Here is a 20,264-nt window from a genome sequence, read left to right on the forward strand (position 1 = left end):
TCCCAATTTTGGTCGCACTTATGCTGTGAGAGCTTCAAACTGTTGTTTGGGTGAGAGCTGCTCCGCTGTTGCAAAGACCCGAAATGGCGAACGGCTATCGTTGGTGAATTGGTTCATACGGATCATATGCGCCACTTCGACAACAACCACCGACAGCATGACATCATGCAAAATCTGGACAGCTCTGTTGTACGTTGCGTTCAGGTAATGAACATGTCGATCTGCGTCCGATTCGGTTATCATACTGATATAATTATAAAATGTGAACTGGAATGACAATTGCTTGAGTGTCGTTTGTAAAGGATATCTATCCCGACAACGGAGGAGGCATTAGCATGAAGGCGCAAGTTCTAAACCGGTATGACGATAGTCTGACGGGAGACCAATGGGTGTCGTTGCAAGACGTTCCCGACCCCCAGATCAAAAAATCCACCGATGTCATCGTTCGCATCGGCGGCGCGGGAGTCTGCCGCACGGATCTTCACATCATTGAGGGTATCTGGCGCCCGCACATGGACCCGGATGGAGACAGCCTCCTGCCGCTTGTCATGGGGCATGAAAACGCTGGATGGGTTGAGGAAGTCGGCAAGGAAGTCGAAGGGATCAAAGTTGGCGATCCGGTCATTGTACATCCCAAAATATCCGGCGGAACTTGTCTCGCCTGTAGGCGTGGGTTTGATATGCATGGCCTGGGCAAGTTCCCCGGACTCGATTGTAACGGGGGGTACTCCGAGTATCTGTGTACGTCAGAGCGCAACATCGTCAAACTACCTAAGACGCTGGCGCCAAAGGACGTCGCGCCCTATTCTGATGCAGGTCTGACAGCCTATAGGGCGGTGAAGAAGGCGGCGCGTCATCTTTTGCCCGGTGAAAACTGTGTCGTGATCGGGGCCGGCGGATTGGGGCATATCGGGATCCAATGCCTAAAAGCAATGTGCGCCGCTGATGTTATTGTCGTCGACACGTCGAATGATTCACTCGCTCTTGCTGGCAATATAGGTGCCGACAAACTCGTGAAGGCCGATGGGAACGAGGTTGAAGCTGTGTTGCAGCTGACCGGTGGGCAAGGCGCCGAAGCCGTCATCGACTTCGTCGGAGAAAAGGGTACTACGACGAAGGGCTTAGCCATGACCCGACCGATGGGCAGTTACTATGTCGTCGGTTATGGTGAGGATATCCGGGTTCCAACCGTGGATATGGTCATTACCGAAAAAAATATCATCGGCAATCTTGTTGGAACCTGGGCTGAGCTTACAGAATTAATGGCACTTGCCGATCGAGGTCTCGTGAACCTGACGACTGTGGAATACAAACTCGCAGACGCCAATAAAGCACTCAAGGATCTGCACAATGGCAAGATACACGGGCGCGCCGTGCTGATCCCTTGAGTGCCAAACGCCGCAAGCCTGATGGCAGTTCTCCAGCCGCACGGCTGGAGAACGTGACGACAGAGGATGCCCCGCGAGAGGACAAGGATATGGTTTTCAGATTGTTGAGTCGCCAAAACCCCGAGCCGTTTCTCAAGATCAGCCGCTCCGTGAGGATCGCCGGACATTCGACCAGTGTGCGGTTGGAATCGGCATTTTGGAGCACATTAGAGGACATTGCGACAGTGGAGGGAATGACGATATCGAGTCTCATTAGTCTGCTATACCAGAAGGCAATAGATCAACACGATGACGTGCCCAGCCTCACCTCAATGCTACGGACCATCTGCCTCCTCTATCAGGAAGAGCGTAGTTCACCGGGTATACAGACGCAACAGCGCTGAGCCGACAGCGCAGTGGTATAGAGTGAACACCACTAAGTTTAGAGCATTTCGATCTGATTGAAACAGATCGAAATGTTCTCAATATTTGCTTTAACGCGCATCTTATCTGAGAACCGTTTCACACTTTTGGGGATGCGCTCTAATAGGCGGACACCTATTCCTTCAGAGGTGTCGTCTTGGTGGTTTGGTCAACCCTTCCTTCCGCAATCCAACGCGCACCAAGCACAAGTGCCCCCATAGCGAAATCCCTACCGTAGGCGACTACCATCTCTTGCGAGATCTGCGAGATCCTTTCAAAAAAAGCGTCTTTTGCCTCTTGTTCTTCCTTTTCGGACAGTTCGAGTTGCATGATTTCCTCCATTTATGGTTCGATTATTTGAACATCTGCTGTGGAAAGCTAACGATAGCAACGTCGCCAAGCGCATCTCCGATCGCAAGATGACGTCCATCAAGCGTCCATTGCAATGACGTGACGGGACCTCCGGCTGAGCGAACGACAAGTTCCGCGGGCGTGCCGAGGGAAGATACGACGACCTGTCCGTTGGCATAGCCAGCGGCGACAAGACGTCCTTTTGGCTGGGCTGCTACCGCCTCTACCAGAACCAAGCCAGTACGGCCTGTCGCGAGCGCTCCCGTCGAGCGGTCATCGAAGGGCGGCGTTTTCATCGACCAGGCTGCAATACGAAAAGCGCCGGATGCAAGAATAGTTTCTGTAGCCCAGGTCACATCCCGCACCTGACCCGGAAAGCCATCAAGAAACACGTGGCGACTTGAAGCTATTTCCAGAAGCAAAAGCCCTTTGCCGACGATACTAGATGCCAGCATGCTACCGTCATCGCTCCATTTCAATGACAACGGCTCAGCAGATAGCGGAACTCGCAACAGGGGCTGCAACGTATCCATAATCCGATATACGATCAGGCACTCGGTGCAAGCGGCGGCCAGCATGGCCCCATCCTTCGAAAAGGCGATACGTTCCGGTTGTCCTCCACCCTCGTGGGCCACGCTCAGCGGCGCGGACCAATCCCCATCTCGATGGACAAAAAGTCTGTCGGCGGTTCTATAGGCTGTTGCTCCCGTCAAAAGGCAATGATCGAATGCCATCAACCGAGCTGCCGACGAAAGAACGGTCTCCAAAATCTCGCCTGTTCGGCTGAGATGGACGATGTTGACTTCCCCGGCAGCAAGGAAGCCGCCATTGCGATATGTGGAGACCGCTTCGCCGTCTTTCACTCGCGTGACGATCAGCGGCGCTGGCTTTCCCTGCCGGGGCGCTATTGTTATTTGGCTCCCATTGACTGAAACGCGCGCGTCTGGCGGTTCGTTGTCAGCCATTCTGGCCAATGCGACCGAGCCATCGTCTGAGACGATGGCAAGAAGCGTATTATCTTCATTAAAACACATATGACGGATCGCAGACGATCGCCGCCACTTTCGGGCGAGGAGATCGAACAAGGCTATCGATGGGACTGTTTGCTGGTTCATGATTTTCCTCCCCTTGCCGCGATCAGACGGTCGATCTCCGCAACCGCTGTCTCTGCTGCTTCTATCTCCACGATGCAATCGGCCTGGGCCGATCGGATGCCGGAGGCCTGTTCTTCGGCCTCGTTCAATGCCTGTATGAGCTCATTGTTGGCAGGAACCTGATCCAGCGCCAATTGCAAGCGCAGGATCTCCATCTCGGTTCCCGACATCTCCTGGATCAGCTTGTGTACCCTTGCAGTAAGAGCCGACACATCGGCGACAAGATCAAGTCGGCGGCGCAGCAGTTTCTGAATCGGTTGATCTTGATCGTTCATGATGGGATGCTGCCTGTCTCGCGATGGCTTGAACGCCGCGTAGATTTGGAGCATTTCCCGCAAAAGTACGAAGCGGGTTTGCGTAGGGTAATGCGTAAAAACATAGAGATAGAACGGCTCCACGACTCCGTTTTAACTGGAACCGCTCTAAGTAAGAGGAGCCGCGAGATGTTTGAAACAATTGGCAGCACATTCTTCGATGCCCTGCGCCAAGCAGCCGAACGCCATCTTGAGCGTGACCACTCCTGTATTGAAGCGCTCGATGCGGCGGCCCGCAGTGCCAGCCCGGCAGCGACCGTCGCTGCGCAGGAGGCGCTTGCCGCTCTCGATCCAGCAATCATGAATTTGCTGCTGACCGAGACACACAAACTGTTGCGCGAACACCCTGGGCAGATCCTCGGAAGCTGGAAGCCCGCTGGCGCCAGCCATTGATTGTCGCGCGAGCTGCTCTTGCTGTAGCACTCCCCGACGTTTTTCAAGCGCCGAGGAAAGCATGTAAATTCGGCATTTGCTTTCTGCATTGTCGTTCAGCCAATCTTGGAGCGGTTCCAGTTAAAACAGAGTCGTGGAGCCGTTCTATCTCTTTGTTTTTACGCATTATCCCAGGCTTCTACGTGGATCATGGCGCCCTCATCGGACACCCGGAACGGTTTCGACAGCGCTACGCCTGAGAAGACGAAATCGAGCAACAGTGTCGTGTGTCGTTCGGCCAAAGCGTGAAACAAGGGTTGCACCTTCTCGATGATGCACGTACCGGAAAGCTGCAAAAGCATTAATCGTTGAAAATGGCGCTGCATCATGTGCTGGCTTTCTCCCAGGAAGCGCATCACGAAAACGACGTCTCACTGCTTCAGCAGGGTGAGTTCATTGAAATGTCGCCTTCCAACGAACCAAACGGCGACTGATGCTCGTTCCCGCCCGTCATGAACCTTTTCCAGAGCCAGAATAAACATCTTTCCGATTAAATGTAATCATTAAATTGATATATGTCTATCTTTGTTTACTTTGATATTTGAGGGAATTATTCAAGATAAATTCAAGTATAAATATCATTACATATGTAAATTACGATTGTAAAATAACTTTACACTACCTCGCTTTCACCGTGCGTCAAGACTGCAAAATACCGAGAAAATCGCATTTGGCACGCTATTTGCATTGTTCTTTGCATAAAATTATCGCGCTTACTGCGACGACAAAGAACGAAGGAATGGGGAGTACCGGATTCTTCGACAGAAGAGCCACCCTAAGGACCTTCGCCTCAATTGATTGCACCGCCCGGCTCCGGGAGCGCTCAAGCGCATTCTCGTTTCCGCGCGTTCCAACTCTCGCTCTCGGCGCTTCGCGCGCCGTTCCTGCCAGGCCTGAGGCTTTGGCGCAACAATATGGAGGCAGAGGACGATGTCGTCTTTGACGCTCAACAAGATTACCTCGCAGCGGGGCATTTCGGTCGGCGAGGCGACCAAGCGGATTTCCGATCTTGGTTGGAATCCCAGCTATGTGCAGGAAGCGATGACGTTTCCGACGGACTACAAAATCACCAAGGCACCCCGCGATCCGATGAAGCAGGTGCTACGTTCCTATTTCCCCATGCAGGAGGAAAAGGACAATCGCGTCTATGGCGCGCTCGATGCGGCGTTGCGCGGTGATATGTTCCGCAATGTCGAACCACGCTGGGTGGAATGGATGAAGCTCTTTTTGGCGATCATTCCCTTTCCGGAAATCTCCGCCGCCCGCTCTATGGCCATGGTCGCCCGCATCGCCCCCGGTGAAGACCTTCGGACAGGCTTCACCATGCAAATGGTCGATGAATTCCGTCACTCAACGATTCAGATGAATCTGAAAAAATGGTACATGGAAAACTACATCGATCCGGCCGGATTCGATATTACCGAAGAAGCCTTCGGTAAGTGTTATGCCACCACCATCGGCCGCCAATTCGGTGAGGGCTTCATCACCGGCGACGTGATGACTTCGGCTTGTCTGTACCTGACCGTTGTTGCAGAGACCGCCTTTACCAACACGCTTTTCGTCGCGATGCCATCGGAAGCCGCCCGCAATGGCGATTACGCCTTGCCGACAGTGTTTTTGTCGGTACAGTCCGACGAGAGCCGGCACATCGGCAATGGTCACTCACTCCTGATGGCAGCTCTGAAAGAGCCGGAAAATCACCTGCTGCTCGAGCGAGACCTTCGTTACGCGTTCTGGCAGAACCACGCGATCGTCGATGCCGCCATTGGCACATTCATCGAATACGGCACCACGAACCGCGATAAGAACAAAGAATCCTACGCGGAGATGTGGCATCGCTGGATATTCGAAGATTATTACCGCACCTACATGTTGCCGTTGGAGAAATACGGTATCAAAATCCATCATGATGATGTTCATGAAGCCTGGAACCGCATCACGAAAAAGCACTACGTGCACAAAGTTGCCCAGTTCTTTGCCGTCGGTTGGCCAGTAAACTTCTGGCGGATCGAAGCCCAGCGCGAAGCTGACTTCGAATGGTTCGAGCACAAATATCCAGGCTGGTACGCCGAATTCGGCGAATTCTGGAAATGGTACGACAAGCTTAGCCGCCCGGGTGAAACGATAATCACCTTCAACCAAGATGTGGGTTATGTCTATCCGCATCGCTGCTGGAGTTGCCTCGTTCCCTGCCTTATTCGCGAAGATATGGTCGTCGATGAAATCGATGGCAAGCTGCACACCTTCGCCCATGAGTTGGACCGCTGGACCGCCGTCGAGGCTTTCGCGAATGAATATCAGGGGCGGCCAACTCCCGCCATGGGCCGTTTCAGTGGAAAGCGCGAGTGGGAGACGCTCTATCACGGCTGGGATTTGGCGGATGCAATCAAGGATCTGAACTTCGTGCGTTCCGATGGCAAAACTCTCGTGCCGCAGCCGCATCTTCGTTTCGACGCGAAGGACATGTGGACGCTGGACGACGTACGTGGCCACACACTTCAGTCGCCGCTTACACTGCTACGCGAAATGTCACCCCAAGATCGGGAAGCTCATCTCGCAGACTATCGCGCGGGCTTCACCATCAATCCTTGCCACTAAGGCATTTTAGCTACAGGGGGCCGGAAACCCGGCCTCCCATTTAGTGACGAGGCCTCTGCCTAAGGGCAATTGGCGGGAGTTTGGGAGATTTAGAAATGGCCGACGCTCAGAAGATACAGGCGGTGGTGCATACGGTAAGATTAGAGCCCGTTGGCGTGGAGTTTGAGGTAGAGGATGGTGAAACAGTCCTGAATGCCGCATTCCGCCAAGGGATTGCACTGCCACACGGCTGTAAAGAAGGCCAGTGTTCCGCGTGCAAATGCGTTCTGCTGGATGGCGAAGTCGATATGCTCAAATATTCGACTTTTGCCCTCAACGATATGGAAAAGGATTCCGGTCACATATTGCTATGCCGCTCCATCGCCTATTCGGATATGGAGGTCGAGCTTCTAAACTACGATGAAGAGGTGTTGTCAAAATCGATCGCTGTGAAGGCCTATAAGGGCAAGATCTCAGGGTTCGAGAAGCTTACGCACGACATAAGAGGCGTCGAGATCGAACTCGAGACCCCGATGAAGTTCTGGGCTGGACAATATGTCGACATCACGGTCACCACGGAAAATGGGGAGACGATTACACGCTCGTTCTCCATGGCAAATACGCCGAGCGAAACCCAAAAACTCTCCTTCATCATCAAAAAATACCCCGAAGGAAAGTTCTCTGGCGAACTTGACTCAGGAGGAATCCGAGCTGGAGCCGAAGTCACAGTCGTCGGACCCTATGGCACCTGCTTCCGACGAGAAAACAGACAAGGCGCCCTAGTGTTGGTTGGTGCCGGGTCGGGCATGTCTCCGGTCTGGTCAATCCTGAATGACCATCTGCTCAGTGGAGAATGCCGACCCGTCTATTTCTTTTATGGGGCTAGAACGGTCGACGACCTCTTCCATCTTGATCGGATTGCGGCGCTCAGCGAGCGACATCCAGAAGTGACATTCATTCCTGTGCTATCGCACGCGGACGACAAGAGCGGCTGGTCAGGCATGCGCGGTTTCGTGCACGAGGCGGTCGACGTTAAGCTCAAGGAACTGGAGATTGATGGCGAAGGCGACGTCTACGCTTGCGGCCCCCCACCCATGATCGATGCATTGCAGCCTGTTCTGTTCATGAACGGCTTCGAAAGCGAACGTATTTTCTTCGATAAATTTACAACCTCGTCTGGAGATAATCCGGGACACTAGAGCCGGACGAGGATCGGACAGCATTGTTCACCGAAACAAGGGAGTGAGAAATATGCCTGCAATTTCCAGTTCAGTTGGGTCCGGAGCAGCCGGAGCCGCCATATTCGCGGATTCCGATAGCCGCAAATATCGCTATTTTGAGCCTAAAGGCCAGCGCGCCACCCATTACGAGGATGTCACGGTCGATGTCCAGCCAGATCCCGAACGATATTTGATCCAAAACTGGATTATCTCTTTTGCCGATGGCAAGGGCGCTTATGTCAAGGACAACACTATTGTCAGAAGCTCCGACTGGCACGCCTACCGTGCGCCCGATCAGGAATGGGAAAGGACGCATTATCAGCGCCAGTCCAAGATCGAAACGATGGTGCAAAACGTCATTACAAACGCCCGCCGCGCCGGGGCTCCAAAAGCTTTCGACAAAGCGTGGAGCAAAATTCTTCAAGCACATCTTGGAGCGTGGAAGCACGTCGAATTCGGGCTTGGCACCTCGTTGATGCAAGCGCAACGCTACGGCTACACGCAGATGATCAACAACGCTACGCTGACCAACTCGTCCTACAAACTTCGTCTTGCGCAGGACATCACCCTCTATCTGGCGGAAATCGGTATGGACATACCTGGGTGGGATGACGAGCTTGGCAAGAGAACCTGGCTTGATGACCCGGTCTGGCAGCCGACACGCGAGGCCATCGAGACCATCATGGGAACGGAGGATTATCTCGAGCAATATTTCGCTATCAACATCGTGTTTGAGCCGCTCGTCGGTGAACTGTTCAGATCAGGCTTCCTGATGCAGGTGTCAGCAGCCAATAATGATTTCATCACCCCACCGGTTATTTCGGCAGCTGAGGCAGACTACGAGCGCAACCTCGCCAACACGATCGATCTGATCTACATGCTCGCCAATGACAGCACCCACGGCGACTTCAACAGGAAGGTCTTCCAGTCGTGGCTCGCGAAGCATGCCGCTCTCGCTGACAAGGCTTCCCAGGGACTTCAACCAATCTGGTCGATGCCTCACTCCAAGCCGATCTCGTTCGCGGACGTCCAGGCCAAGTCTGAAGAACGCATCAGCAACATTTTGAACGAACTTGATCTCAAGCGCTAAGCCAAGGAGGCTCACACATGTCAAACGTTGCACGCGACACATCGCACAATAACATTTTCAAGTCGATGAAGGACATCACCTTCGAGCAGACTATTTCCCATCAATGTGGTGTCACCATGAATGACTCGGTCGAGGCGCGCGCCATCGCCGAATTCATGAGCAAGAAACCCGGGGTGATAGTGACCTATCAGCCAGCCATGATACGGATCGACGGCAACGGCAAACTGATCTTCAAAATGGATGAGATCAGTGAATATCTAGGCCGTGAGATGACTGCGGAAATATTCGAGGTCAATACCTCCACCCACTACGGTCGCATGGTTCGCATCGATGACAACGAGGTAATCCTGTTTGGCAACATGGATGAAGTCTTCGACTACATCTGATGGGGACATTCGGTGATTGAGCGGCCCCCATTGTTGGGGGCCAGCTGGAGCATCCAGATTTCTTAGAGGAGAGAGAAACATGTATGTCACCCCTGAAGGCAAAGAGGTTTTCATCATTGATGGTCACACCCATTTTTGGGACGGTAGCCCGGAGAACCAGCTCAATATCCATGGAAAGCAGTTCATTGACTCCTTTTATGGATACCACACCTTTTTAAGTCCAAAAGAACAGTACTGGCCGAAAGAAAAATTCGAGAAATACACGGAAGATGATCTATACAACGATTTATTCATTGATGGACCCGACGACATCGCAATTGTGCAGTCGACCTATCTGAAGGATTTCTACAAGAACGGCTTCAACACGATTGAGCGCAATGCCGAGGTGGCCAAGCGTTATCCAGAACGATTCATCGTGAATGGCTCATTTGATCCGCGTGACGGTGAGAAGGCGCTCGAATATATCCACTACATGAAGGAGAACTTCAACATTCAGGGTGTGAAGATGTACACGGCTGAATGGAATGGTTCTTCACGCGGCTGGAAACTGAACGATCCGCAGGCCTACAAGTGCTTCGAACTCTGCGAAAAGCTAGGGATCAGAAATATTCATGTACACAAGGGGCCGACGCTACGGCCGCTGTCATTGGATGCATTCGATGTCCACGACGTTGACTATGCTGCGTCGGATTTCCTGAACCTGAACTGGATTGTCGAGCATTGCGGCTTGCCTCGACTAGAAGATTTTTGTTGGATTGCGACCCAAGAGACGAATGTCTATGCGGGTTTGGCGGTTGCGCTGCCGTTTATCCACAATCAGCCGCGTTATTTCGCCGAGATCATGTCACAGCTACTTTTGTGGCTTGGTCCCGACAAATTGTTGTTTGGCTCAGATTATGCCATCTGGACGCCCCGCTGGATCGTAGAGGAGTTCTGGGCATTTAAAATGCCTGAACATTTGAAAAAGGACCCAGGCGTCGATCTTACCGACGATGACAAGTGCAAGATTCTTGGGCTCAATGCGGCTCGCCTCTACAATATCGACATCGAAGCGAAGAAGGCCGTGTTCGCCAAGTCGCCGCTGCGCATTGCTGCGGAGTAGGCATAATGTCCGGAGCAACTGATCTCAAAACCGTACGCGAGAGCGAGCTTTGGCGCCGACTGGGCGAAGTGGACGACCCGGAACTTGACGAGCCCATCACATCGATGGGCTTCGTTGAGCGGGCCGAAATTCTGGAGAATGGTACGGTGGAAGTGGATTTTCGCCTGCCGACCTATTGGTGTTCGCCCAATTTTGCGTTCCTGATGTTGAATGGCATTCGCGAGGCAATGGAGAACCTCTCGTGGCGACCCGTCTATCGCATCCGTCTGCATGATCACCTGATGGCGGACGAAGTGAACGAGGGCATCTCTAACGGCAAGTCCTTTACCCAAATCGTTGGCGAGCTCGCCAATGACTGTAATCTTGATGAACTGCGCAATACTTTTGCCGGGAAGGCCTTCAAACGACGCCAGGAAGCCGTGATCTTGGGCCTGCGTGAGCGTGGGTTGAGAGACGGGGAGATACTGGGGCTGGACCTTGCGGGATTAGACGAAGAAAGCTGCGAAGATGTCGAAATGGCAACGCAGAAGCATCGTTACAGGCAGGCACTATTGAAGAGATATCCTGATCTCAAGGTGGATGCTCCTGTTTTCGTAACTTGGGAGGGCGTGCCGATCCTGGAAGAAAACCTGAAAGTCTATCTGCGTGAATTGAGTGCTATTCGAATCAATATGGAATTCAATGGTGTTTTGTGTCGGGGATTGAAGAACACGCGATACAAGGAGATGGAAGTCATAGACGGTGAACCGACACTTGTCGATTTCATCGTCGGCAGCGTCCCCGCGACCGCCGCTCCATCGCCCGGAACCAAACGGGAAGCCACAGGTAAGAAATCGTCGTCAAGGCAGGAGGAGGTGAAGTCATGCCAAAACTGATGCTACACAATTACGAGGCTCGACGCGCACTTGCTCGTGGTATCGGAAGACTGGCCGCAGCAGTCGAGCCAACGCTCGGCCCGCGGGGTATGAATGCCATGATCGATCGTCCGATCGGCACCCCGCTGGTTACGCGAGACGGTGTCAGCATCGCCTCGGAAATCGAGCTTTCCGACCGTTTCGAGAACATGGGCGCACAGGTGGTCCGTGAAGTCTCCATGCAGACGAATGAAATCGCCGGTGATGGCACAACGACCGCCATCATCCTTGCCAACGCACTCGTACAGGAAGGGATTGCAGCCAATGAACGAGGTGCAAAATCGGTTGATCTTTGCAAAGGCATCGACATGGCAGTCGAGAAGATTGTTGAGACGCTGAAAGGCAAAGCGAAACCCGCCAAGGGAAATGGCGTCCTTTCTGCTGTCGCAAATATCGCCGCCACTGATCCAAAACTCGGCGCGCTCGTGGCAGAAGCCTACGAGAAAGTTGGTGCTAAAGGCATTGTTACGACCGATTATAGCGTAACCACCGAAACAACGCTGGATGTAGTCGAAGGAATGTCATTCGATCGCGGCTATCTTTCGCATCACATGGTGACGGATCAGGACAGTATGGAAGCCGTTCTGGAGCACCCCTTGATCCTTATGACAGACCTTAAGATAAACGACCCCGCTTCGCTCGACGCTGCTCGTAGCATTGCCGATGCGGCGGGTCGGCCACTACTGATCCTTGCAGAAGAGATGTCACCGGAAACAGTTGTGACCTTGCTGGGCAAAGAGGGCGCTGGCAAATATCTGGTTATACATCCTCCAGAATATGGTCATTGGCGAAAGGCGTTGATGGAGGATCTGGCAATCTTGACGGGCGGGCGGGTCATTGCTCGCGATCTCGGTGGCCGCTTGGAAGAAATTGCGGCCAGCGATCTCGGTTCGGCCGAGCGCGTGAGAACCAGCTCCATTTCCACTACGATTGTCCGTGGCGACGGTGATCCGGTGGCGATTGCGGCAAGGCGAGCGCAGGTTCAGCGTCAGTTTGACATCGCGCCACCCAATATCGAACAGGACAAGCTGCGTGAACGGCTTGCCAAGCTTTCTGGTGGCACTGCGGTGATCTATGCCGGTGGGGTGACACCCGTCGAGCAGAAGCGCACCATTCAACTTATCGAAGATTCCCTGCATGCCGTGCGTGCGGCGGTGGAGGAAGGCGTCGTTGCTGGCGGTGGTTCGGCGTTCGCCCAGGTCGCCCCGATTCTGGACGAGGTCCTGCAAACGGTGAGCGGCGATATGGCGGAAGGGGTGCGCCTCGTCAAATCTGTGTTGACACGGCCGCTTTCTCGTATTGCTATCAATTCTGGTGCTGATCCAGTGGCAATCGTCAGTGAGGTCACCCGCGTCAACGGTGGCTATGGTTACAACGCCTCGACCGGCAAATACGAGAATATGATCGAGGCTGGTATCATCGATCCGGTGCGTGTCACCTATACGGCACTGCGCAACGCGGCATCAGTTGCAAAGCTCATCCTGACGACGGAGACGCTGATCGGCGACCTCGAAGAAGGTGAGACTGACCCGACTGCTGGGCCAGCGCTGGGTGGTGGGGCGGAGCGATTGGGACGAGATTAACGGAAAGCCACCTGCAAGGCTTCACGGCATGATCCCAATAATAGTTTTCGAGAGACAGAACTCCGAAACAACAGGGAGAAAGTAATGGACCAGAAAACTGATACCGCTGGCAAGTGTCCAATTCCGCATGGAAACACGAGCGTCTCGGCCAGGTCAAACCGCGACTGGTGGCCGAACCAGCTGAACCTCAAGATTCTCCATCAGGGTTCTTCCTTGTCCAGCCCGCTCGACAAGGACTTCAACTATGCTGAGGAATTCAAGAAGCTCGATCTGCAGGCGCTGAAGCAGGATCTTTTCGACCTGATGACGGATTCGCGGGAATGGTGGCCGGCCGACTTCGGTCATTACGGACCACTCTTCATCCGCATGGCCTGGCACAGCGCCGGCACCTATCGCACCGGCGACGGCCGCGGCGGTGCCTCTTCCGGCACGCAGCGTTTCGCGCCGCTCAACAGCTGGCCGGATAACGTCAACCTTGACAAAGCCCGTCGTCTGCTCTGGCCGATCAAGCAGAAATACGGAAACAGCATCTCTTGGGCCGATCTGCTGATACTGACCGGCAACTGCGCACTGGAATCCATGGGTTTCAAGACGTTCGGTTTCGGCGGCGGTCGGGAAGACGTATGGGAACCGGAAGAAGATATCTATTGGGGTGCGGAAGAGACCTGGCTCGATGACAGGCGCTACAGCGGTGATCGTAATCTCGAAAATCCGCTGGCGGCGGTGCAGATGGGCCTCATTTACGTCAACCCTGAGGGACCGAACGGTAACCCAGATCCGATTGCCGCTGCCCGCGACATTCGCGAAACCTTTGCACGCATGGCCATGAACGACGAAGAAACTGTCGCCCTCATCGCCGGCGGCCACACCTTCGGTAAGACCCACGGTGCAGGCGATGCAGCTCTTGTCGGTCCCGAGCCGGAAGCAGCTGGCATTGAAGAGCAAGGCCTCGGCTGGAAAAGCAGTTTCCGCAGCGGTAAGGGTGGCGACGCGATCGGCAGCGGTCTCGAAGTGACGTGGACCTCGACGCCAACTAGGTGGAACAACAACTTCTTCTGGAACCTGTTCGGTTACGACTGGGAGCTGACGAAGAGTCCGGCCGGTGCACATCAATGGACTCCAAAGCATGGTGCGGGCGCCAACTCGGTGCCGGATGCACACGACAAGTCCAAGCGTCATGCACCCGCCATGCTGACCACGGACCTCGCGCTACGGTTCGATCCGGTCTACGAACAGATTTCGCGCCATTTTTTTGAGAACCCGGATGCCTTTGCTGATGCCTTTGCTCGCGCCTGGTTTAAACTGACGCATCGCGACATGGGGCCGCGTGCTCGTTATCTTGGTCCGGAAGTGCCGAGTGAAGAACTCATCTGGCAAGATCCGGTGCCGGATGCTGACTATGCGCAAATCGATGCTAACGATATCGCTGCCCTCAAAAGTCAGATCGCTGCCTCGGGCCTGACGATCCCGCAGCTCGTCTCGACGGCCTGGGCTTCCGCTTCTACCTTCCGCGGTTCAGATAAGCGCGGCGGCGCTAATGGTGCGCGCATCCGTCTTGCACCGCAGAAAGATTGGGAAGCCAATCAACCGGACCAGCTTGCTTCCGTACTTCAGGTACTCGAAGGCATCCAGAAGACATTCAACAATGCTCAGACTGGCGGCAAGAAAGTATCGCTTGCCGATCTGATCATTCTCGGTGGTTCGGTAGCCATCGAACAGGCTGCGAAGAAGGCTGGTCACGACGTGGTCGTTCCCTTCGCGGCTGGCCGTACTGATGCATCTCAGGAACAGACCGACGCTGAATCATTCGCCGTTCTGGAGCCGATTGCCGACGGGTTCCGCAACTATCAGAGGGGTGTGTACACCGTTTCCTCCGAAGAACTGCTGATCGACAAGGCTCAGTTGCTGACGCTGTCGGCCCCGGAAATGACCGTTCTTGTCGGTGGTCTGCGTGCACTGAACGCTAATTGCGACCAAATCCAGCATGGCGCCTTCACCAAACGTCCGGAAACGTTGACCAACGACTTTTTTGTCAACCTGCTCGATATGAATACGGAATGGAAGGCTGTTTCCGAGACGAAGGACGTGTTCGAGGGACGAGATCGTGCAACCGGAGAGGTCAAGTGGACTGCCACACGCGCCGATCTTGTCTTTGGCTCCAACTCGCAGCTACGAGCTATCGCTGAAGTCTATGGTCAAGCTGATGCCGGGCAGAAATTCATCCACGACTTCGTCGCTGCCTGGACGAAGGTCATGAACGCCGACCGCTTCGACCTTATCTGATCAAATTCAGGGCATTTCCAGCAAAAGTGCGAAGCGGCTTTGCATAGGATAATGCGATGAAACAAGCACTTAGAGCGGTTCTGTTTTGCTGGAACCGCTCTAATTTAGCCGGACACGCCAAAAAAGCGCGTCTGGCTCGGCAACGGCTTACTTGCCGATCTCACGTTGTTCACCCCCCGACAAAAGGGGCGAAACGGAACGCTTATCTTTTTCCAACTAACACGGTGCAGAAATTGGAGCAGTTTGGCATCAAGCGTATTCTCGCTTGATGCCAAACTGCTCCAATTTCCGATAGAGCGTAGGGCGAGATATCCCGAGCCGGCGAGCAACCTTACTGAGATTGCCACGTTCAGCTGACAAAGCTCTGATCACTGCCTGCCGTTCGGCTTCAGCAAAACTACCGACAGGCCTGTCACATTCGATGCCATCACTCTCTGAGAACGATGCAAGGATCTCGGCAGGGAGATCGTCAATACGGACAAGCTGATCGTGCGACAACAGATGCGCCCGTTCAACAAGGTTGCGCAGTTCCCGGACGTTGCCTGGCCAAGGATAGCGGATCAACGTGTCGAGCGCCTCGTTCGTAAATTCAAGGCGCGAAACTCCCCTTTGGGCGGCCATCCCTCGATTGAAATGATCGAGAAGCAAGATGCAATCGTCACCGCGTTCGCGCAGGGGCGGCACGTGGATCGTAACTGCGCTTATTCTATAGAAGAGATCGCGACGGAAGCGTCCAGCCGCAACCTCTTGTTTAAGATCACGATTAGTCGAAGCGACGAGCCTGACGTCAACCGGTCGAGACTGGTTCTCACCCAAGCGCTGAACGAGACGTTCCTCAAGAACGCGCAATAGGAAGGGCTGTATGTCGAGCGGCATTTCGCCGATTTCATCCAAGCTCAATACGCCGCCATTGGCTAGTTCAAAGACACCAGCCTTGCCATCGCGCGATGCCCCGGTAAAAGCGCCGGAGACGTGACCAAACAGTTCGCTTCCGAAAAGCTCCTTTGTGACAGCCCCACAATTAAGGGCTATGAAAGGACTACTTGCAGCCTTCTGGCTACCCGCGTGGATGAGCCGCGCGAATAGTTCCTTGCCAACACCTGTTTCACCTTCAATTAGCAGAGACGTAACATCGCTGGTCCCGGCGGCACGGCATGCAATATCAATTGCCGCTCGAATTGAATCGCTCTCACCGACGATTGGACAGTTCGCACCACTAAGCTCACTCGGGCGATGGCCGTTGATCGCAACTGTTTGTTTCACGGTATTTTTCGGAAGCACGAGAGCCGCGCCGCGGATATCGCCATCGACTTCGAGAGGACGGACATCACAATTCCCCATGACGTCAGGAAGATTTGCCACGATGCTGTCCACGAAGCCGGAGCCCGCAAATTTCGACTCCCGACGGTTGACGCCGCCATTGCGAAGGCCGTCCGTAAAACTACGGCCTTCAGAAGGTGATACGTTGTTGTTGTAGACTGTCCTGCCCTGCCTATCGATAATCAACAGCCCATCACTGGCTCGGTAGTTTTTCGCTGAAGCGAGGAAGGCCTCGAGTAGCAGCATGCGTTCTGCTGTCTGCGAGTCAACGATCGCCCGCTCGATCTCACGCGCTGCCGCTGTGACAAGGGCAATGTTGTGTAGACGAAAAATATCCGGATGCCCCGAAAGATCGATGACCCCAATCACATTGCCGTCAAAGGGATCCCGGATTGGCGCGCCGGCGCAAGTCCAACTCTTAATACCAGCGCAGAAGTGTTCAGCGGCATGGACGAAGACTGGTGCACCAGTCCAAAGCGCTGTACCTATGCCATTTGTACCGACCACATCCTCGGTCCACTTTCCGCCAATGCCAAGGTGTATGTCCATACCATCAAAAACAGTTCTCCGATCGCCGGCCACGTCAACCAAGACGCCGTCTTTATCCGCCAGTACAAGCATGGCACCAGTACCGTCCAGCGTTCTGCCGATCATGGAGAAAGGCTGCGCAGCAGCCTCCAAAAGTTCCAAATTGTTGCGCGTTCGCGCCTCCACAATGTCACGGTCTGTTTCCAGAGGGGCGTGATCACGTTGCGCGTCGATGCCGCAATCAGCGCAACGGAACCAGGAATCATGGATCGTCGACCGAATTGGAAACGACGGCGTCTTCGCTTCGTCAACTCCGTCAACCACGCTTTCCCAGGCACGCGTGACCACCATCTCATCGTAATCAGATCGTAGCAAGTTGGACTGCGCGAACGTGGTGCCCCCTTTTGATGAACGGGCTACAGGCAGATCACTTGCCTCATTTGGATTCCAAGTCATGTAGCTCTCGCATTCCCAGAAACAACAAAATGTGGCGACGGTGGAATGACCGGTTTCACGTCAGGTTTCGGGAGGGATATCGAGACGCATGCCGATGTCTGCAGCGAGCTCGGCAGGACCGTAGGCGTCACCGAGAACAACGCCATCCATGTCGGCGATCGCTTCGGCAAGCCCGGTTTTCAGAGGCGCAATATAACGGTTTCCCGCTGTGGCGAGAGTGAAAATCTTACCGACGCCCGTTTCACGGAGATCGCCGAGGTGATAAATCTGCCGTCCTGACTGGACATCGACAGCAATTATCCGGCCGTTGAGGGTGACTCTTATGCGAGCCACCGGCTCTGGTGTGGGAGCCAAACTGCCACCGACATGGATGATCAGGCCATCCGGTTGTGGCGTCGGACTCGGGTTCCCCATCTTGGAATAGCGCCCATCGCTCAAATGGTCTGCAAGTTTGGTGATAAGCCCACGATTTTGCTGTATGAGTTGCCAAATATGGACATCCTCACGACGCGGACCTTCCCGCTTAGAAAATATCTCGACCATGAATCCTCCCAGATCATGACTGCATTTTCTTACGTATGGTTGGCTGGAGTAGTACCATGTTTCAACCAATACGCCATCATATACCTTAGCATCTATTGTCAATAAGATGGTGGTGCAGGAGCGCGTCATACCAAATTTCGATCAAACGCGGGAACTCGTCTCTAAAAGTCTAGTGTTCAGTTTCTGTCTATTGCGGGGTGTGGGTGCCCAGCGCTATCCTTGTCGTAAAATGATGCATAGGAGGAGATATGCAGCATCTTTCCAGCATGGACCGTGCTCGTAATGGGCTTGAGAGCGGCGACAGATTTCCGGTAGCGACCTTACCGACGGTCGTGGCTGAGAGTTGGCATCGTTGTCGCGAACTTGGCCTCGACCCGCGCTCCGAACCGCGCCAGAACGTTATAGCCTTTTCGCAAGTCAAGCATCGACGTGAGCAGAATGCAGTTCTGCGAAAGTTGGCACTTGCGGAAATGCAACTACTCTTTTCACAGATCGCCGGGTCAAATTTCATGATCGCTCTGGGCGATGCGGACGGAATCGTGCTTGACACAATCAGTGACCAACACTTTGCGGATAGCGCTCCCGGTCGCTCAATCATCCCCGGTAGTATGTGGAATGAAAATTTGAGCGGCACCAACGCGCTGGGGCTGGCTGCGGCGTACAATAGGCCAATAGCAATCTACGGGCGCGAACATTACTTCAGAGGCCACGGGCATCTTAGTTGCATGGCCGCGCCTATTCTGAATTCGCGTGGCGAGACAATGGGACTGCTGGATGCTTCCTGCGCCCATGAAGCAAGGCAGGAGCATACCCATGCCCTTGTGCGAATGGCGGCCGCGCAGATCGAGAATGGGTTGATCTTTCAGGAGTGTTCGGAAAGTTTCATCTTCGCATTTCATCCACGAATAGAGTATCTCGACACAATTTCAGCGGGCCTTCTCTCCGTCGCGCGGGACGGCAGCGTCGTTTCGCTGAACCGGCCTGGCATCTCCTTGCTTGCAGGCCTACCCGCAATGATCGGTCGGCATTTTGATGACCTCTTCGAAGGTGGTTTCGGTGCGGCAATGGATGGCCTCCTCAACGGCGGAGTGATCCGAATCCGCGACATGGCGGGCAGTGGTCTTTTTATGGTTTGCCGCCAAATCGGCTTGCGTCAAGCAACAGCAGCGCAGCTTCGGCCGTCGACACCGCCCTCGGTAAAAGAACGAAACGAGCCTTCCTTCGTCTGTGAAGACCCTGTGATTAGGCGCGCGATGATCGACATTGAGGAAGCAGCGGCACTGCGCATGCCACTCCATATCACGGGTGAGACCGGGACCGGCAAAGACCTGATGGCACGCCATATCCATCATCGGAGTGGGCGCGAGGGTGCATTTGTTGCACTGAACTGTGGCGCAGTGCCAGAGGCGTTGTTCATCGCCGAGATCTTCGGACATGAACGTGGCGCTTTCACCAATGCCCGCGCCGAAGGTGCACCGGGGCTCGTTCGCGCAGCCGATGGCGGTACTTTATTCCTGGATGAAGTTGCAGACATTCCGACTGCCGCTCAAAGCTCCTTGCTTCGCTTCCTCGACAGTATGGAAGTACGGTCCGTCGGTGGTACCAAGACGGACAGGGTTGATGTTCAGATTGTATCGGCTACCAATCGGGATCTTCGTGAGCTGGTAAGCCAGCGTACGTTCCGCGCCGACTTATATTATCGGCTCAATGCTTTCTCCATCCACCTGCCCCCCGTGAGAGAGCGTAGCGACTTCGACGGCATCGTCCGTTATCTCATGGAAAGTCTCGCGCCTGGAATACCGATCACGGATACAGCAATCGCAAGCCTTGCTTGCCGATCTTGGCCGGGCAACGTTCGCGAGCTAAGAACCACCTTGCAGCGTGCATTGCTCCGTCGGCGTTCAGGCTATGTGGACGAAGGATGCTTAGAAGAGATTGGTTTAGCGAAAATTGATGATCAGGATTGCTGTGATGCGTGCAGACCACATCCACTGAGCCGTACGAAATGCCGAGAGATTCGCGCAGCATTCCGAGCGAACGAGGGCAATATCTCACATACGGCTCGCCAACTCGGTTTATCGAGAACGACTGTTTACAAGCACGTTCGTTAAGGCTGCAAACATAGAATGAAGAGAAAGCTGTGAGTTCTGTTACCTGATGGCGGTCATATATGGCTGTGAGATCGTCTGGCCATTTTTGATTGGTGGAGGAGTGTCTTCAT

The 20,264-nt window shown here is 54.1% G+C and carries 19 protein-coding genes; 12 read left to right on the forward strand and 7 right to left on the reverse strand.

Annotation, left to right across the window (positions count from 1 at the left end; translation table 11 throughout):
• Positions 1-18: 18 nt before the first annotated feature.
• On the reverse strand, positions 19-159 hold the full coding sequence (locus tag CEV33_RS24080; protein ID WP_167388208.1) for a hypothetical protein: 141 nt from the start codon (positions 157-159) through the stop codon (positions 19-21).
• A gap of 176 nt (positions 160-335) precedes the next feature.
• On the opposite strand from CEV33_RS24080, the gene CEV33_RS21345 reads away from it, so the two are divergent.
• The gene (locus tag CEV33_RS21345; protein ID WP_094542377.1) at positions 336-1,388 is read left to right on the forward strand and encodes an NAD(P)-dependent alcohol dehydrogenase; all 1,053 of its coding nucleotides are present in this window, start codon (positions 336-338) and stop codon (positions 1,386-1,388) included.
• Positions 1,389-1,477: 89 nt separating this feature from the next.
• Entirely contained in the window at positions 1,478-1,771 is a 294-nt protein-coding gene (locus CEV33_RS24825; protein ID WP_374817921.1) for a ribbon-helix-helix domain-containing protein, read from the forward strand.
• A 154-nt stretch (positions 1,772-1,925) separates the two neighbouring features.
• On the opposite strand, the gene CEV33_RS21355 is transcribed toward CEV33_RS24825, so the two are convergent.
• From CEV33_RS21355 to CEV33_RS24085, 3 genes are read right to left on the reverse strand one after another with little or no spacing between them, the layout of a single operon-like run.
• On the reverse strand, positions 1,926-2,120 hold the full coding sequence (locus tag CEV33_RS21355; protein WP_094542379.1) for a hypothetical protein: 195 nt from the start codon (positions 2,118-2,120) through the stop codon (positions 1,926-1,928).
• Positions 2,121-2,143: 23 nt separating this feature from the next.
• A complete protein-coding gene (locus CEV33_RS21360; RefSeq protein WP_094542380.1) occupies positions 2,144-3,256 on the reverse strand; it encodes a WD40 repeat domain-containing protein in 1,113 nt (370 codons plus the stop codon).
• Positions 3,253-3,570, reverse strand: coding sequence for a hypothetical protein (locus CEV33_RS24085; protein WP_094542381.1), 318 nt, complete (start codon positions 3,568-3,570; stop codon positions 3,253-3,255). The genes CEV33_RS21360 and CEV33_RS24085 overlap by 4 nt, the downstream gene beginning before the upstream one ends.
• 168 nt (positions 3,571-3,738) lie before the next feature.
• Here CEV33_RS24085 and CEV33_RS21370 point away from each other — a divergent pair, with 168 nt between their 5' ends.
• The gene (locus tag CEV33_RS21370) at positions 3,739-4,002 is read left to right on the forward strand and encodes a hypothetical protein (RefSeq protein ID WP_094542382.1); all 264 of its coding nucleotides are present in this window, start codon (positions 3,739-3,741) and stop codon (positions 4,000-4,002) included.
• A gap of 158 nt (positions 4,003-4,160) precedes the next feature.
• On the opposite strand, the gene CEV33_RS21375 is transcribed toward CEV33_RS21370, so the two are convergent.
• On the reverse strand, positions 4,161-4,370 hold the full coding sequence (locus CEV33_RS21375) for a hypothetical protein (RefSeq protein WP_141211614.1): 210 nt from the start codon (positions 4,368-4,370) through the stop codon (positions 4,161-4,163).
• A 601-nt stretch (positions 4,371-4,971) separates the two neighbouring features.
• Here CEV33_RS21375 and CEV33_RS21380 point away from each other — a divergent pair.
• From CEV33_RS21380 to katG, 8 genes are all read left to right on the forward strand, one after another.
• On the forward strand, positions 4,972-6,639 hold the full coding sequence (locus tag CEV33_RS21380; RefSeq protein ID WP_094542384.1) for an aromatic/alkene/methane monooxygenase hydroxylase/oxygenase subunit alpha: 1,668 nt from the start codon (positions 4,972-4,974) through the stop codon (positions 6,637-6,639).
• A 95-nt stretch (positions 6,640-6,734) separates the two neighbouring features.
• A complete protein-coding gene (locus CEV33_RS21385; protein WP_094542385.1) occupies positions 6,735-7,817 on the forward strand; it encodes an NADH:ubiquinone reductase (Na(+)-transporting) subunit F in 1,083 nt (360 codons plus the stop codon).
• Between the two features lie 52 nt (positions 7,818-7,869).
• Positions 7,870-8,928 carry an aromatic/alkene monooxygenase hydroxylase subunit beta gene (locus tag CEV33_RS21390; RefSeq protein WP_094542386.1) on the forward strand — a complete coding sequence of 353 codons (1,059 nt, stop codon included), beginning with the start codon at positions 7,870-7,872 and terminating at the stop codon, positions 8,926-8,928.
• 17 nt (positions 8,929-8,945) lie between these two features.
• Positions 8,946-9,314, forward strand: a complete 369-nt coding sequence (locus CEV33_RS21395) for an MmoB/DmpM family protein (RefSeq protein ID WP_094542387.1) — start codon at positions 8,946-8,948, stop codon at positions 9,312-9,314.
• A gap of 79 nt (positions 9,315-9,393) precedes the next feature.
• A complete protein-coding gene (locus tag CEV33_RS21400) occupies positions 9,394-10,416 on the forward strand; it encodes an amidohydrolase family protein (protein WP_094542388.1) in 1,023 nt (340 codons plus the stop codon).
• Positions 10,417-10,421: 5 nt separating this feature from the next.
• Positions 10,422-11,291 (forward strand): iron-sulfur cluster assembly protein, encoded by an 870-nt coding sequence (locus tag CEV33_RS21405; protein WP_094542389.1) that lies wholly within the window; start codon positions 10,422-10,424, stop codon positions 11,289-11,291.
• Complete coding sequence (groEL, locus tag CEV33_RS21410; protein WP_094542390.1) at positions 11,279-12,913, forward strand: molecular chaperone GroEL; 1,635 nt, start codon at positions 11,279-11,281, stop codon at positions 12,911-12,913. Before CEV33_RS21405 ends, groEL begins: the two co-directional genes overlap by 13 nt.
• Before the next feature lie 84 nt (positions 12,914-12,997).
• Positions 12,998-15,196, forward strand: a complete 2,199-nt coding sequence (gene katG, locus CEV33_RS21415) for a catalase/peroxidase HPI (RefSeq protein ID WP_094542391.1) — start codon at positions 12,998-13,000, stop codon at positions 15,194-15,196.
• A 249-nt stretch (positions 15,197-15,445) separates the two neighbouring features.
• On the opposite strand, the gene CEV33_RS21420 is transcribed toward katG, so the two are convergent.
• Complete coding sequence (locus CEV33_RS21420; RefSeq protein ID WP_094542392.1) at positions 15,446-17,500, reverse strand: sigma-54-dependent Fis family transcriptional regulator; 2,055 nt, start codon at positions 17,498-17,500, stop codon at positions 15,446-15,448.
• Positions 17,501-17,560: 60 nt separating this feature from the next.
• Positions 17,561-18,043, reverse strand: coding sequence for a hypothetical protein (locus CEV33_RS21425; protein ID WP_094542393.1), 483 nt, complete (start codon positions 18,041-18,043; stop codon positions 17,561-17,563).
• A 248-nt stretch (positions 18,044-18,291) separates the two neighbouring features.
• On the opposite strand from CEV33_RS21425, the gene CEV33_RS21430 reads away from it, so the two are divergent.
• On the forward strand, positions 18,292-20,154 hold the full coding sequence (locus tag CEV33_RS21430; protein ID WP_094542394.1) for a sigma-54-dependent Fis family transcriptional regulator: 1,863 nt from the start codon (positions 18,292-18,294) through the stop codon (positions 20,152-20,154).
• Positions 20,155-20,264 lie beyond the last annotated feature (110 nt).

The sequence above is a fragment of the Brucella grignonensis genome, from assembly GCF_002252505.1.
In the GTDB taxonomy this organism is placed as follows: Bacteria; Pseudomonadota; Alphaproteobacteria; order Rhizobiales; family Rhizobiaceae; genus Brucella; species Brucella grignonensis.

What these genes read in the sequence shown, in the direction of transcription:
- CEV33_RS21430 (WP_094542394.1), top strand. Translation starts at nt 18,292, where the DNA reads ATGCAGCATCTTTCCAGCATGGACCGTGCTCGTAATGGGCTTGAGAGC.
- CEV33_RS24080 (WP_167388208.1), bottom strand. Translation starts at nt 159, where the DNA reads ATGCTGTCGGTGGTTGTTGTCGAAGTGGCGCATATGATCCGTATGAAC.
- CEV33_RS21355 (WP_094542379.1), bottom strand. Translation starts at nt 2,120, where the DNA reads ATGCAACTCGAACTGTCCGAAAAGGAAGAACAAGAGGCAAAAGACGCT.
- CEV33_RS21345 (WP_094542377.1), top strand. Translation starts at nt 336, where the DNA reads ATGAAGGCGCAAGTTCTAAACCGGTATGACGATAGTCTGACGGGAGAC.
- CEV33_RS24085 (WP_094542381.1), bottom strand. Translation starts at nt 3,570, where the DNA reads ATGAACGATCAAGATCAACCGATTCAGAAACTGCTGCGCCGCCGACTT.
- groEL (WP_094542390.1), top strand. Translation starts at nt 11,279, where the DNA reads ATGCCAAAACTGATGCTACACAATTACGAGGCTCGACGCGCACTTGCT.
- CEV33_RS21380 (WP_094542384.1), top strand. Translation starts at nt 4,972, where the DNA reads ATGTCGTCTTTGACGCTCAACAAGATTACCTCGCAGCGGGGCATTTCG.
- CEV33_RS21390 (WP_094542386.1), top strand. Translation starts at nt 7,870, where the DNA reads ATGCCTGCAATTTCCAGTTCAGTTGGGTCCGGAGCAGCCGGAGCCGCC.
- CEV33_RS21370 (WP_094542382.1), top strand. Translation starts at nt 3,739, where the DNA reads ATGTTTGAAACAATTGGCAGCACATTCTTCGATGCCCTGCGCCAAGCA.
- CEV33_RS24825 (WP_374817921.1), top strand. Translation starts at nt 1,478, where the DNA reads ATGGTTTTCAGATTGTTGAGTCGCCAAAACCCCGAGCCGTTTCTCAAG.
- katG (WP_094542391.1), top strand. Translation starts at nt 12,998, where the DNA reads ATGGACCAGAAAACTGATACCGCTGGCAAGTGTCCAATTCCGCATGGA.
- CEV33_RS21420 (WP_094542392.1), bottom strand. Translation starts at nt 17,500, where the DNA reads ATGACTTGGAATCCAAATGAGGCAAGTGATCTGCCTGTAGCCCGTTCA.
- CEV33_RS21425 (WP_094542393.1), bottom strand. Translation starts at nt 18,043, where the DNA reads ATGGTCGAGATATTTTCTAAGCGGGAAGGTCCGCGTCGTGAGGATGTC.
- CEV33_RS21360 (WP_094542380.1), bottom strand. Translation starts at nt 3,256, where the DNA reads ATGAACCAGCAAACAGTCCCATCGATAGCCTTGTTCGATCTCCTCGCC.
- CEV33_RS21375 (WP_141211614.1), bottom strand. Translation starts at nt 4,370, where the DNA reads ATGATGCAGCGCCATTTTCAACGATTAATGCTTTTGCAGCTTTCCGGT.
- CEV33_RS21400 (WP_094542388.1), top strand. Translation starts at nt 9,394, where the DNA reads ATGTATGTCACCCCTGAAGGCAAAGAGGTTTTCATCATTGATGGTCAC.
- CEV33_RS21405 (WP_094542389.1), top strand. Translation starts at nt 10,422, where the DNA reads ATGTCCGGAGCAACTGATCTCAAAACCGTACGCGAGAGCGAGCTTTGG.
- CEV33_RS21385 (WP_094542385.1), top strand. Translation starts at nt 6,735, where the DNA reads ATGGCCGACGCTCAGAAGATACAGGCGGTGGTGCATACGGTAAGATTA.
- CEV33_RS21395 (WP_094542387.1), top strand. Translation starts at nt 8,946, where the DNA reads ATGTCAAACGTTGCACGCGACACATCGCACAATAACATTTTCAAGTCG.